Annotated in this window: 13 protein-coding genes and 1 other annotated feature; of the genes, 11 read left to right on the plus strand and 2 right to left on the minus strand. The window is 57.6% G+C overall.

The genetic code is table 11. From position 1 onward, the window contains the following. Positions 1-37: 37 nt before the first annotated feature. Positions 38-217, minus strand: a complete 180-nt coding sequence (gene rsmS / locus SERS4_RS0106255) for a pleiotropic regulatory protein RsmS (RefSeq protein WP_012005570.1) — start codon at positions 215-217, stop codon at positions 38-40. Positions 218-323: 106 nt separating this feature from the next. Beyond that, positions 324-860, minus strand: a complete 537-nt coding sequence (priC, locus tag SERS4_RS0106260) for a primosomal replication protein PriC (RefSeq protein WP_012005571.1) — start codon at positions 858-860, stop codon at positions 324-326. Between the two features lie 150 nt (positions 861-1,010). Here priC and SERS4_RS0106265 point away from each other — a divergent pair, with 150 nt between their 5' ends. The 11 genes from SERS4_RS0106265 to hemH all read left to right on the plus strand — a co-directional run bounded on the left by SERS4_RS0106265 (position 1,011) and on the right by hemH (position 12,857). Then, on the plus strand, positions 1,011-1,391 hold the full coding sequence (locus SERS4_RS0106265; protein ID WP_012005572.1) for a DUF454 family protein: 381 nt from the start codon (positions 1,011-1,013) through the stop codon (positions 1,389-1,391). Between the two features lie 113 nt (positions 1,392-1,504). After that, positions 1,505-2,056, plus strand: a complete 552-nt coding sequence (gene apt / locus SERS4_RS0106270; protein ID WP_017891861.1) for an adenine phosphoribosyltransferase — start codon at positions 1,505-1,507, stop codon at positions 2,054-2,056. Between the two features lie 83 nt (positions 2,057-2,139). Continuing rightward, entirely contained in the window at positions 2,140-4,092 is a 1,953-nt protein-coding gene (gene dnaX / locus SERS4_RS0106275) for a DNA polymerase III subunit gamma/tau (RefSeq protein ID WP_017891862.1), read from the plus strand. Further along, positions 3,425-3,489: a sequence feature (DnaX frameshifting element), on the plus strand. It overlaps the preceding gene by 65 nt. A gap of 41 nt (positions 4,093-4,133) precedes the next feature. Then, positions 4,134-4,463 carry a YbaB/EbfC family nucleoid-associated protein gene (locus SERS4_RS0106280; RefSeq protein WP_012005575.1) on the plus strand — a complete coding sequence of 110 codons (330 nt, stop codon included), beginning with the start codon at positions 4,134-4,136 and terminating at the stop codon, positions 4,461-4,463. Next, positions 4,463-5,068 carry a recombination mediator RecR gene (gene recR, locus SERS4_RS0106285; protein ID WP_012005576.1) on the plus strand — a complete coding sequence of 202 codons (606 nt, stop codon included), beginning with the start codon at positions 4,463-4,465 and terminating at the stop codon, positions 5,066-5,068. Before SERS4_RS0106280 ends, recR begins: the two co-directional genes overlap by 1 nt. Before the next feature lie 135 nt (positions 5,069-5,203). Beyond that, positions 5,204-7,069 carry a molecular chaperone HtpG gene (gene htpG, locus SERS4_RS0106290; protein ID WP_017891863.1) on the plus strand — a complete coding sequence of 622 codons (1,866 nt, stop codon included), beginning with the start codon at positions 5,204-5,206 and terminating at the stop codon, positions 7,067-7,069. Positions 7,070-7,272: 203 nt separating this feature from the next. Beyond that, positions 7,273-7,917, plus strand: a complete 645-nt coding sequence (gene adk, locus SERS4_RS0106295; RefSeq protein ID WP_012005578.1) for an adenylate kinase — start codon at positions 7,273-7,275, stop codon at positions 7,915-7,917. A gap of 167 nt (positions 7,918-8,084) precedes the next feature. Further along, positions 8,085-9,218: a sugar diacid recognition domain-containing protein gene (locus tag SERS4_RS0106300; RefSeq protein WP_017891864.1), complete on the plus strand. Its 1,134-nt coding sequence runs from the start codon at positions 8,085-8,087 to the stop codon at positions 9,216-9,218. 118 nt (positions 9,219-9,336) lie between these two features. Further along, entirely contained in the window at positions 9,337-10,602 is a 1,266-nt protein-coding gene (locus SERS4_RS0106305; protein WP_012005580.1) for a GntP family permease, read from the plus strand. A 9-nt stretch (positions 10,603-10,611) separates the two neighbouring features. Beyond that, positions 10,612-11,760, plus strand: coding sequence for a glycerate kinase (locus SERS4_RS0106310; RefSeq protein WP_017891866.1), 1,149 nt, complete (start codon positions 10,612-10,614; stop codon positions 11,758-11,760). Between the two features lie 134 nt (positions 11,761-11,894). After that, positions 11,895-12,857, plus strand: coding sequence for a ferrochelatase (hemH, locus tag SERS4_RS0106315; RefSeq protein ID WP_017891867.1), 963 nt, complete (start codon positions 11,895-11,897; stop codon positions 12,855-12,857). The last annotated feature ends 42 nt before the right edge of the window (positions 12,858-12,899 follow it).

The raw sequence follows: 12,899 nt of genomic DNA on the forward strand, positions 1-12,899 counted from the left end.
AATGAGAAGCAAGGGTTCAGCGCAGGCTGAACCCTTTTTACTGGCCGACAGGCAGGTAAGGGGAGGTTACACCGTTGCGCTGCAACTTTTCCTGGTAGTCCCGTTTGACAATATCCAGCGCCGCCAGCGCGGTGGCCGGATCGATCTCATTGCATTCCAGCAGGTAAATCAGGTCTACCGCCAGTTGCAATTCTGCTGAGGCATTTTCTAGAGACATAAAACCCACGTTTAAATTGAGATGAATGAGTGATGCTTCGCTTCGGCTGAGTATAGTGAACAAGATCCGCGGAGGGGAAGAATCATTAAAATATTGTGATAAATCTTCAAAAACCGTTTTCTTTACGTTCAATACTGCGCTCGATTCGCGCCAACGCCTGGCGGCAACGCATCAATCGGCCTTCCAGCGCCGCCAGCTCATGCTGCAGTTTTTGCTGCGCTGCCAGCGTGGTCTGTCTGCCCAACAGGCTTTCCCGATCCTGGATCATCGAAATAATCCGACGCTCATAATCCTGATGCTCAGCCAGCTTATGGTACAAATCGGCCGCCACGACTTCCTTGGGCTGATTTTTCCGGCGCAGTGCCTGGGTCGCCAATTCGCGCTGCAGGGCGGTGATCTGCGCCACCAGTCTCTCGGCCAGAAAGGCCACCTGGGTGGTGCGGCTGTCGTTGGCTGCGGTCTGCAACTGGGCGAAGTTCTTTTGTACTTCTGTCAGGTAATCGCGCAGCCGGGTGCCGCGGTTGGAAAATAACGCAGCGTCAAAGCGTGCCTGAGGGATCGGTGCGTCGCCTTGCGGTGTGATTTCGCCGGCTAACACCGTGATCTGTTGTTCTAACACTTGTAAAAGACGCTGAGTACTCACGTTGGCTCCATGACGAGGATAGTGGGCTCAGCTTGCACGCGTTCACACCGTGAAACAAGCGCTGTACGCATATTCCGGCCGCTGCGACTGGTGACGCTGGGGAGGCTGGTGATAAAGTGACGTCAGACAGATTGATGGACAAGGATCCCCATGACGCGTTGGTTATTGATAATCCTCGGTTGGCTGGCGGTGGTGCTGGCGACGCTGGGCGTGGTATTGCCGCTGTTGCCCACCACGCCCTTTTTGCTGCTGGCCGCCTGGTGCTTTGCCCGTTCGTCGCCGCGATTTCACGCCTGGTTGCTGTACCGTTCATGGTTTGGCTCTTATCTGCGCCATTGGCAACAGCACCGCGCCCTGCCGCCGGGGACCAAATGGAAGGCCGTATTGATGATTGTGCTGACGTTTGCGGTTTCGCTGTGGTTGGTGAAGCTTTGGTGGGTGCGCGGCTTACTGTTAGTGATGCTGGCCGTTCTGCTGATCTTTATGTCACGGCTGCCGGTTGTTGACCTGCCACAACAAAAACAGCGCTGATCGCACACCGTCGGTTGCATTTGTCCGCCAGTTTGCATAAATTTGACCGTTTTCGTGTGCGGGTTAAGATGACCTGCGCGCAAGTCATCAGGCAGTTTTATCAGGCAACAATTATGACCGCTACTGCGCAGCAGCTTCAGTTTATTAAAGACAGTATCAAAACCATCCCGGATTACCCTAAGCCGGGCATACTGTTCCGTGACGTCACCAGCCTGCTGGAAAATCCGCTGGCCTACGCCGCCAGCATTGAATTGCTGGTTGAGCGTTTCCGCGAAGCGGGCGTCACCAAAGTGGTTGGCACCGAAGCGCGCGGCTTCCTGTTTGGCGCCCCGGTTGCGTTGGCGCTGGGCGTGGGTTTTGTACCGGTGCGCAAACCGGGCAAGCTGCCGCGTGCCACCCTCAGCGAAAGCTATGAGCTGGAATACGGCACCGACAAGTTGGAAATCCACACCGATGCTATCAGCGCCGGTGATAAAGTGCTGGTGGTGGACGATCTGCTGGCAACCGGCGGTACCATCGAAGCCACAGCAAAACTGATCCGCCGTCTGGGTGGTGAAGTGACAGACGCCGCCTTCATTATCAATCTGCCGGATCTCGGCGGTGAAGCGCGTTTAAACACCCTGGGTATTGAATGCTACAGCCTGGTCAACTTCTCCGGCCACTGATCTGCATTACCACAACGGCCTCGCGGATCGCCGCGGGGCTGTGTTAGCATGACCCTCCAGATTACTCGACTTTTCCGGTATTAATGAGCTATCAGGTTCTAGCCCGTAAGTGGCGCCCTCAAACGTTTGCAGATGTGGTCGGACAGGAACATGTCCTGACGGCACTGGCTAACGGCCTCTCGCTGGGGCGGATCCATCACGCCTATCTGTTCTCAGGTACGCGCGGCGTGGGTAAAACCACCATTGCGCGCCTGCTGGCCAAAGGCCTGAACTGTGAAACCGGCATCACCGCCACGCCGTGCGGTCAATGTGATAACTGCCGCGAGATTGAGCAGGGGCGTTTTGTCGATCTTATCGAGATCGACGCCGCGTCCAGAACCAAGGTGGAAGATACCCGCGATCTGCTGGATAACGTCCAGTACGCTCCCGCCCGCGGCCGCTTCAAGGTTTACCTGATTGACGAAGTGCACATGCTCTCGCGTCACAGCTTCAATGCGCTGTTGAAAACGCTGGAAGAGCCGCCTTCGCACGTCAAATTCCTGTTGGCAACCACCGACCCGCAAAAGTTGCCGGTAACCATTTTGTCCCGCTGTCTGCAATTTCATCTGAAGGCGCTGGACGTCGATCAGATCCGCAGCCAGTTGGAAACGGTGCTGCAGGCAGAACAGATCACCAGCGATCAGCGTGCGTTGCAGCTATTGGCGCGTGCCGCCGATGGCAGCATGCGTGATGCTCTGAGCCTCACTGACCAGGCGATTGCCATGGGACAGGGGCAGGTGACTACCGCCACCGTCAGCCAAATGCTGGGCACGCTTGACGATGAACAGCCGCTGGCCATTCTCGAAGCGCTGGTCAGTGCCGATGGCGAAAAGGTGATGGCCCAGGTCGCGCAGGCCGCTTCGCGCGGTGTCGATTGGGAAAATCTGCTGATCGAGACGCTGGCATTGCTGCACCGCATTGCGATGGTGCAGTTGCTGCCGTCGGTGTTGGATAATCATTACGCCGCCATTGAACAGCGGCTGCGTGAGCTGGCGCGTACCTTGCCGCCGACTGACGTACAGCTCTATTACCAAACGCTGTTGGTTGGCCGCAAAGAGCTGGCCTTTGCGCCGGATCGCCGCATGGGGGTTGAAATGACCCTGCTGCGCGCGCTGGCGTTTCATCCGAAGGCTATGATCCCCGAGCCGGTAGCCATGGTGCAGACCGCACCGGTACAGATGGCTCAGCCGCAGGTTCAAGCGGCCCAGGCGCCACAGTTTCAGGACGCACCGCCGCCGTTAGGGCAGGTTGCGCCGCAGAACAGCCAGCAAGCGAATTTACCGGACGCCACCGCGCAATTATTAAAGGCGCGTACCCAACTGCTGAGGCAGCAGGGAGCATCCACAACAAAAAAGAGTGAACCGGCGGCGCCTGGAAAAGCGCGGCCGGCGAACTCGGCACTGGAGCGATTGGCTTCCGTGACTGAGCGCAGCCAGCAGCGCCAGGCGGAAAAGATCGTGCAGGAAAAACCGGCCAAGCCGGAGGCTTATCGCTGGCGCGCACTGACCGAGCCGGAGGCCGAACCGGAGCCGCTGGCTACGCCGAAAGCGTTGCGCACCGCGCTCGAGCATGAGAAAACGCCCGAGCTGTCGGCCAAACTGGTGGTTGAATCGCTGGAACGCGACGCCTGGGCGGCGGAAATCGATAAGCTTAAAATCCCAAAACTGGTGCAGCAACTGGCATTAAACGCGGTTAAACAACAGTTGGAACCCGGTAAGATTTGTCTTCACCTGCGGTCTTCGCAGCGTCACCTGAATTCGCCTTCGGCGCAGAAGGTCCTGACCGATGCGCTCAGCGAGCTGTACGGTAGCCCGGTTGAGTTGACCGTGGTGGAAGACGATAATCCGGCGGAGCGGACTCCGCTGGAGTGGCGACAAGCCATTTATGAAGAAAAACTGGCGCAGGCGCGCCAGTCGATCGTTACGGATACCCATATTCAGACTTTGCGCCGTTTCTTCGACGCGGACCTGGATGAAGAGAGTATTCGCCCCATTTAAACGCTGCGTAAAGTGCGCGGCCCTAGCGACGAGAGACGACTATGTTTGGTAAAGGCGGTCTGGGCAACCTGATGAAGCAAGCCCAGCAAATGCAAGAAAAAATGCAGCAGATGCAGGAAGAAGTCGCCAAATTGGAAGTGACTGGCGAATCCGGTGCCGGCCTGGTGAAAGTCACCATCAATGGCGCGCACAACTGCCGTCGTGTGGAGATCGATCCGAGCCTGATGGAAGACGATAAAGATATGCTGGAAGACCTGATCGCTGCTGCGATCAACGACGCCGCACGTCGTATCGACGAAACCCAGAAAGAGAAAATGGCGTCTGTGTCCAATGGCATGCAACTGCCACCTGGCTTTAAGATGCCGTTCTGATGCAAACCAGCCCGCTCCTTGAAACATTGATGGAGGCGTTGCGTTGCCTGCCGGGCGTTGGCCCAAAGTCAGCGCAGCGCATGGCATTCCAACTGTTGCAGCGCGATCGCAGCGGTGGCATGCGTTTGGCGCAGGCGCTGACCCGCGCCATGTCGGAAATCGGCCACTGTGCCGATTGCCGCACCTTCACCGAGCAGGATATCTGCACCATCTGCGCCAATCCGCGCCGTCAACAAAACGGCCAGATCTGCGTGGTGGAAAGCCCGGCTGATATTCACGCCATCGAGCAGACCGGCCAGTTCGCCGGGCGCTACTTTGTGTTGATGGGCCACCTGTCGCCGATGGACGGCATTGGCCCAGGCGATATCGGTCTGGATCGGCTGGAGCAACGGCTGGAAAAAGAAAGCGTTACCGAAGTGATCCTGGCGACCAACCCGACGGTGGAAGGTGACGCAACCGCCAACTACATCGCCGAGATGTGTGGCCAGTATGGCGTAGTGGCCAGCCGCATTGCCCACGGCGTGCCGGTGGGTGGCGAGCTGGAGATGGTCGACGGCACCACGCTGTCGCATTCCCTGGCCGGTCGCCACGTTATCAAGTTCTGATGCTTAGCGGGGCCATCACGGCCCCGTTACTTTGCCAAAAAAATTCCCCCAGTCGCTTGAAAAACAATGCTCTGACCCCCACTTGATCCTCATTGTCCGATTTTGGTAGCTATATCTTTGAGGTAATCAATGAGTATGAAAGGTCAAGAAACCCGTGGTTTCCAGTCTGAAGTAAAACAACTGCTTCATTTGATGATTCATTCGCTGTACTCCAATAAAGAAATTTTCCTGCGCGAGCTGATCTCCAACGCCTCAGACGCCGCCGACAAGCTGCGTTTCCGCGCGCTGTCCGCGCCAGAGCTGTATGAAGGCGACGGCGAGCTGCGTGTGCGTCTTTCCTTCGATAAAGACCAGCGTACGCTGACCATTGCCGACAACGGCATTGGCATGAACCGCGAAGAAGTAATTGAAAACCTGGGCACCATTGCAAAATCAGGGACTAAAGCCTTCCTGGAGTCTATCGGCTCCGATCAGGCCAAAGACAGCCAATTGATCGGCCAGTTCGGCGTGGGCTTCTACTCCGCGTTCATCGTGGCGGATAAAGTCACCGTGTGTACCCGCGCAGCCGGTGCAGCCGCCGATCAGGGCGTGTTCTGGGAGTCCGTCGGTGAGGGCGATTACACCATTGCCGACGTCAGTAAAGAAGATCGCGGTACCGAAATCACCCTGCATCTGCGCGAAGGCGAAGATGAATACCTCGACGCCTGGCGTCTGCGTTCGGTGATCGGTAAATACTCCGACCACATCGCACTGCCGGTTGAGATTGAAACCAAAAACGAAGAAGACGGCACCGTCACCTGGGAAAAAATCAACAAGGCGCAGGCCCTGTGGACCCGCAGCAAGGCCGACGTCACCGACGAAGAATACAAAGAGTTCTACAAACACATTGCTCACGACTTTACCGATCCGCTGAGCTGGAGCCACAACCGGGTGGAAGGCAAGCAGGAATACACCAGCCTGCTGTATATCCCGGCCCAGGCCCCGTGGGACATGTGGAACCGCGATCACAAGCACGGCCTGAAACTGTATGTTCAGCGCGTGTTTATCATGGACGACGCTGAGCAGTTCATGCCGAACTACCTGCGTTTCGTGCGTGGCCTGATAGATTCCAACGATCTGCCGCTGAACGTCTCGCGTGAAATTCTGCAAGACAGCCGTGTGACGCAAAACCTGCGTGGCGCGCTGACCAAACGTGTGCTGCAGATGCTGGAAAAACTGGCCAAAGACGACGCGGAAGGCTACCAGAAGTTCTGGCAGCAGTTCGGTCTGGTGTTGAAAGAAGGCCCGGCGGAAGACGCGAACAATAAAGAAACCATCGCCAAATTGCTGCGTTTCGCCTCTACCCAGAGTGACAGCTCGGCGCAGACGGTTTCTCTGGAAGAGTACGTTGGCCGCATGGCGGAAGGGCAGGAGAAGATTTATTACATCACTGCCGACAGCTATGCCGCCGCCAAGAGCAGCCCGCACCTGGAGCTGTTCCGCAAGAAAGGCATCGAAGTATTGCTGCTTTCTGACCGTATCGATGAATGGATGATGAGCTACCTGACCGAGTTTGACGGCAAGCCGTTCCAGTCGGTCAGCAAGGCGGACGACGCGCTGGACAAACTGGCGGATGAAACCGAAGAGCAGAAGGCCGCTGAGAAGCAGCTGGAGCCGTTTGTTGACCGCGTGAAGACTCTGCTGGGCGATCGTGTGAAGGATGTGCGTCTGACGCACCGCCTGACCGACACACCGGCTATCGTCATCACCGACGCCGATGAAATGAGCACCCAGATGGCAAAACTGTTTGCCGCTGCGGGCCAGGAAGCACCGGCCGTGAAATACATTTTCGAACTGAATCCGGAGCATGCGCTGGTCAAACGCGCATCCGATGTGGGCGATAACGAACAATTCGCCGAATGGATTGACCTGTTATTGGATCAGGCGCTGCTGGCCGAACGCGGCGCGCTGGAAGACCCAAATCAGTTTATCCGCCGCATGAATAAGCTGTTGTCCGCATAATTTCGACCTTATACGCCTCTGACCTAAAGGTTGGAGGCGTTTTTTTTTGCTTTTCTCACTGATTTTCAGCGTTTTACCCTCTTTTTTGCCCTTTCTGCTCCGCAATCGATTTCCTCGCGTACCTTGAGCCAGCCCCCCCTGAAATGGTATGGTTGAGCGTTTTCGCAATTTTATAAAAACTACATAGCAAGGGGATTTACGCAATGCGTATCATTCTGCTGGGCGCTCCGGGCGCTGGTAAAGGTACTCAGGCTCAATTCATCATGGAGAAATACGGTATTCCGCAAATCTCTACTGGTGATATGTTGCGCGCAGCCGTGAAGGCCGGCAGTGAACTGGGCAAGCAGGCGAAAGAAATCATGGATGCCGGCAAGCTGGTAACCGATGAACTGGTCATTGCACTGGTTAAAGAACGCATCACCCAGGAAGACTGCCGTAACGGCTTCCTGCTGGACGGTTTCCCACGCACTATTCCACAGGCTGACGCGATGAAAGAAGCCGGCATCAACGTGGATTATGTGCTGGAATTCGACGTGCCGGACGAACTGATCGTTGATCGCATCGTTGGTCGCCGCGTGCATGCGCCATCTGGCCGCGTGTACCACGTTAAATTCAATCCGCCGAAGGTGGAAGGCAAAGACGACGCAACCGGCGAAGACCTGACGACCCGTAAAGACGATCAGGAAGAAACCGTGCGCAAACGTCTGGTTGAATATCACCAGATGACGGCACCGTTGATTTCCTACTACAGCAAAGAAGCTGCAGCAGGCAACACCCAATACCGTAAAATCGACGGCACCCGTAAAGTGACCGAAGTGAGCGCTGAACTGGCGACCATCCTCGGCTGATCGGTTTTTCATTGCGGTGTATAGCGCCAGGCCTTATCGGTCTGGCGTTTTTTTTGCTATTTTCCAGCCGAACTGTGATCGCCGTGGCTTGTTGAGCCAGTGCGCATTAATCACCCGCGATAAATAACGTATAACTGCCTCCATAAAAACCCATGAGGACTCTCCTGATGCTCAGATCCACCAATTTGCTGGCAGAATCCACCGCGCGCCAGATCGTGCAGCGGGCGATGGGCATCATCAATCATTCCGTCAACGTTATGGACAGCAACGGTGTCATCATTGCCTCCGGTAATCCCTCACGCCTGTTCCAGCGCCATGAGGGCGCGGTGCTGGCGCTAACCGAGAACCGGGTAGTGGAAATTGATGCGGTGACCGCAGCGCATCTTAAAGGGGTACGGCCAGGCATTAACCTGCCATTTAGCTTTCGTAGCCAGCAGGTGGGGGTGATCGGCATTTCCGGCGAACCCACCCAGGTGCGCGCCTATGCCGAACTGGTAAAAATGGCGGCTGAGCTGATGGTGGAGCAGGCGGCATTATTGAGCCAAAACCAGTGGGAAAAGCGTTATCGCGAGGAGCTGGCGAATCAGTTGTTGCAGCCGCAGCCGGCATCGGCCTCACTGGAGGCGATGGCTGCCTATCTGGGTCTGGATCTGCAACTGCCGCGTATCGTCTGGATCCTGGAGTTACAGGATCCCCAGCCGAATTTATTGCGTGAACTGCTGGCGGAACTGGAACACACCCAGCGTGAGGCGCTGCTCGCCATCACCGGCCTCAACGAAATGGTCCTGCTGCGGCCCGCCAGTCTGGTGCAGGGGGAATGGAGTTTGAAACAGGAGCGCAAACAGGCACAGCAGTTGCAAAGCCAGCTCCAGTCGCGTTTCAACCTGCGTTTGATTATCGGTGGCTTCTTTAGCGGTGAGGCGGGGCTGCACCGTTCTAACCTGACCGCCCGCGCCACCCAGGCGATGGCGCAGCGGTTGAAACTGCGCCACAAGACGCTGTTCTACCAAGATTACCCGCTGCCGTCATTGCTGTGCGATTTGGGCGAAGACTGGCGTGCGCAGGAGCTTTCACGCCCCTGGCAGATCCTGGGGGCCAGTGATGAAAAAGGCGTACTGCGCAGCACCCTGCGGCACTATTTTTCGCGGAATTGTGATCAGACGCAGACCGCCACTGAGTTGCATATTCACGTCAATACCCTGCGCTATCGCCTGCAGCGCATTGAGGCGATTACCGGATTGAAAATCAATCAGTTAACTGATGCTTTGCAGTTATACATCGGCATGCTGATGCACCATTGAGTTGTGTAAAACCACAACTTTCCGGCGTGCCGGCCGGTGCGTTTTTGTGGCTTCCTCTCACGCTAATGTTCGGCGCTCAGGATATGTTTTCCCCACACCAACAACGGGGAAAACAATAATGACAACGGTATCCACATTGGGGGCGCTGGTGGCATTGGTCGTCGCTATCGTTCTGATTTTACGCAAGGTTCCGCCAGCCTACGGCATGATTGCCGGTGCGCTGGCCGGTGGGCTATGTGGCGGCGCCGATCTGGTACAGACCGTGACGCTGATGATCACCGGTGCTCAGGGCATCACCAACGCCGTGATGCGCATTCTGGCCGCGGGGGTATTGGCCGGGGTGCTGATTGAGTCCGGCGCGGCGCACACCATTGCTGAAACCATTGTCCGCAAGGTTGGGGAAACCCGTGCGCTGCTGGCGCTGGCGATAGCTACACTGATCCTTACGGCGGTTGGGGTATTTATCGACGTGGCGGTGATCACCGTAGCGCCGATCGCTCTCTCCATTGCCCAGAAGGCCGGGATCTCTCGCGGTGCCATCCTGTTGGCGATGATCGGTGGCGGCAAGGCCGGTAACGTGATGTCACCCAACCCGAACACCATTGCGGCTGCCGATAACTTCCACGTGCCGCTGACCTCGGTAATGATGGCCGGCATCGTGCCTGGCCTGTGTGGGCTGGTGGTGGCCTATCTGCTGGCCCGGCGCTTGAGCAACAAGGGTGACAAGGTGCTGGCAGAGGAACTGACGCAGCATGCTGAAGGTTCTCGCCCAGGTTTTGCGGCGGCGATCAGCGCGCCGTTGGTTGCCATTGTGCTGTTGTCGCTGCGGCCGATCGCCGGTATCGCCGTCGATCCGCTGATTGCGTTACCGGCCGGCGGATTGGTGGGAGCGTTATTGATGGGACGCATTCGCCAGTGTAATCAGTTTATGGTTTCTGGCCTGAGCCGCATGGCGCCGGTGGCGATTATGCTGCTCGGCACGGGGACGCTGGCGGGCATTATCGCCAACTCGGCGCTGAAGGACGCATTGATTAACGGATTGACCCACACCGGTATGCCGGCCTGGCTGCTGGCCCCGCTGTCCGGCGCATTGATGTCGATGGCGACCGCTTCCACCACCGCCGGTACCGCCGTGGCATCCGGCGTATTCAGCAGCACCTTGCTGGAGCTGGGCGTCAGCGGGTTGGCGGGGGCGGCGATGATCCATGCCGGGGCCACGGTGCTGGATCACCTGCCACACGGCAGTTTCTTCCACGCCACCGGCGGCAGCGTCAATATGGTGGTGCATCAACGGCTGAAATTACTGCCGTATGAAACCCTGATAGGCTTCACCATTGCCGCCGTCTCGGCGTTGATGTTTGGCGTATTTAATCTGGCAGGATAAGGAATACTGATGAAAACGCTGAAAAAAGTGGTAATTGCCCCGGATTCGTTTAAAGAGAGCCTGAGTGCGATGGCGGTGGCTGAGGCCATCGAGCGCGGATTCCGCCAGATTTACCCGCAGGTGCAGTATGTAAAATTGCCGATGGCGGACGGCGGCGAAGGCACGGTGGATTCGATGGTGGCGGCCACCGGCGGAGAAATCGTCAGGGTTGAGGTCACCGGCCCGTTGGGCCAGCCAGTCTCTGCCTTTTACGGCTTGCTGGGGGAGGGGGAAACTGCCGTTATCGAGATGGCGGCCGCTTCCGGTCTGCATTTGGCGCCCAAGGGACAGCGCGATCCGCGTATTACCACCAGTTACGGTACCGGTGAACTGATCCTGGCGGCGCTGGAACGCGGCGTGAAGACGATTATTCTGGGTATCGGCGGGAGTGCCACCAACGACGGGGGGGCCGGTATGATGCAGGCGCTGGGGGCCAGGCTGCTGGATGACCAACAGCAACCGCTGCCGCCGGGTGGCGCGGCACTGGCCCGGTTAGCGCAAATTGATCTTTCAGCGGTAGACCCACGCCTGCAGCTGGTGAGCGTAACGGCTGCCTGTGACGTGGATAACCCGTTATGTGGCCCTCATGGGGCTTCGGCGGTGTTTGGCCCGCAGAAGGGAGCCACGCCGGAGATGGTGACGCAGTTGGATGCGGCACTAAGCCATTTCGGCAGTTTGCTGCAGCAGGCCACCGGCCGCGAGGTGCTTAACGCACCGGGCGCCGGTGCAGCGGGCGGAATGGGGGCGGCCTTGCTCGGCATGCTCAACGCTCGCTTACGGCCGGGAATTGAGATCGTGATTGAAACTTTGCGGCTGGAAGAGGCGCTTCGCGACGCCGATCTGGTGATCACCGGAGAGGGGCGACTGGACAGCCAGTCGATCCACGGCAAAACGCCGATTGGCGTGGCAAGGGTTGCCAAACGCCATGGCTTGCCGGTGATCGGCATCGCCGGCAGCCTGTCGAAAGATTATCAGGTGGTACACCAGCATGGCATTGACGCTGCTTTTTCGGTGCTTGACCGTGTCGTCACGCTGGAAGAAGCCCTGACTGACGCGGCCGATAATCTTGAGGTCACGGCCCGCAATGTGGCGGCGGTCTGGAAACTGGCGCAATCCTGAGGTTCATACCTTTTACCTGTTGCTGATATCGGTTCCGATGAGGCGCTTTTCCGTTACAATGGGCGCCATTAATTGACGTTAACCCCCTGACCCAGAACGGGGGGTTAGCTTGCAAGGAACCAAGGGGAACTGTGATGAAGCAAGAGAAACACGGAGTATTGCTGGTGAACCTGGGCACGCCGGATGCTCCGACCTCGTCGGCGGTAAAACGCTATCTAAAGGAATTCCTCAGTGACGACCGCGTGGTGGATACGGCCCCGCTGATTTGGTGGCCGATCCTCAACGGCGCCATCTTGCCGATCCGTTCGCCGCGGGTTGCCAAGTTGTATCAGTCGGTATGGATGGACGAAGGTTCTCCGCTGCTGGTTTACAGCCGCCGCCAGCAGCGCGCGTTGGCCGCACGTATGCCCAACACGCCGGTTGAACTGGGTATGAGCTACGGCTCCCCAAGCCTGGCCGAGGCGATTGACAAGCTGCTGGCGCAAGGCGTGACCGATCTGGTGGTGTTGCCGCTGTACCCGCAATACTCCTGCTCGACCAGCGCCGCGGTATGGGACGGAGTGGCCCGGATACTGAAAGGCTACCGTCGCCTGCCGTCAGTCAGCTTTATCCGCGACTATGCCGAGCATCCGGCCTACATTGCTGCGCTGCGCCAAAGTGTTGAGCATTCGTTTGCCGAACATGGTCAGCCGGATCGGCTGGTGTTGTCATTCCATGGCATTCCCAAGCGCTATGTGCGTCTCGGCGACGATTATCCGCAGCGTTGCGAAGACACGTTACGAGCTCTGACTGCCACGTTACCGTTGGCACCGGAGCGGGTGATGATGACTTATCAGTCGCGCTTTGGTCGTGAGCCCTGGCTGACGCCTTATACCGACGAGACCCTCAAAGGCCTGCCGGCTCAGGGCGTTAAACATATTCAGCTTATCTGCCCCGGTTTCTCGGCGGACTGCCTGGAAACGCTGGAGGAGATCAAAGAGCAAAACCGCGAGATCTTCCTTAAGGCCGGCGGTGAGAAGTTCGAGTACATTTCAGCGCTCAACGACGAGCTGGCGCACATTGATATGATGCAGCAACTGGTGGCACAGCGCTTCTGATCCTCAGAACGCAAAATGGTGACGGCCATCATCAATCGGGCA

Source organism: Serratia sp. S4, assembly GCF_000347995.1.
Taxonomy (GTDB): Bacteria; Pseudomonadota; Gammaproteobacteria; order Enterobacterales; family Enterobacteriaceae; genus Serratia; species Serratia quinivorans.

Excerpts from the sequence above, each read along its gene's own strand:
- SERS4_RS0106305 (WP_012005580.1), top strand. The coding sequence starts at position 9,337 with ATGACAACGGTATCCACATTGGGGGCGCTGGTGGCATTGGTCGTCGCT.
- SERS4_RS0106265 (WP_012005572.1), top strand. The coding sequence starts at position 1,011 with ATGACGCGTTGGTTATTGATAATCCTCGGTTGGCTGGCGGTGGTGCTG.
- adk (WP_012005578.1), top strand. The coding sequence starts at position 7,273 with ATGCGTATCATTCTGCTGGGCGCTCCGGGCGCTGGTAAAGGTACTCAG.
- recR (WP_012005576.1), top strand. The coding sequence starts at position 4,463 with ATGCAAACCAGCCCGCTCCTTGAAACATTGATGGAGGCGTTGCGTTGC.
- SERS4_RS0106300 (WP_017891864.1), top strand. The coding sequence starts at position 8,085 with ATGCTCAGATCCACCAATTTGCTGGCAGAATCCACCGCGCGCCAGATC.
- rsmS (WP_012005570.1), bottom strand. The coding sequence starts at position 217 with ATGTCTCTAGAAAATGCCTCAGCAGAATTGCAACTGGCGGTAGACCTG.
- SERS4_RS0106310 (WP_017891866.1), top strand. The coding sequence starts at position 10,612 with ATGAAAACGCTGAAAAAAGTGGTAATTGCCCCGGATTCGTTTAAAGAG.
- htpG (WP_017891863.1), top strand. The coding sequence starts at position 5,204 with ATGAAAGGTCAAGAAACCCGTGGTTTCCAGTCTGAAGTAAAACAACTG.
- SERS4_RS0106280 (WP_012005575.1), top strand. The coding sequence starts at position 4,134 with ATGTTTGGTAAAGGCGGTCTGGGCAACCTGATGAAGCAAGCCCAGCAA.
- dnaX (WP_017891862.1), top strand. The coding sequence starts at position 2,140 with ATGAGCTATCAGGTTCTAGCCCGTAAGTGGCGCCCTCAAACGTTTGCA.
- hemH (WP_017891867.1), top strand. The coding sequence starts at position 11,895 with ATGAAGCAAGAGAAACACGGAGTATTGCTGGTGAACCTGGGCACGCCG.
- apt (WP_017891861.1), top strand. The coding sequence starts at position 1,505 with ATGACCGCTACTGCGCAGCAGCTTCAGTTTATTAAAGACAGTATCAAA.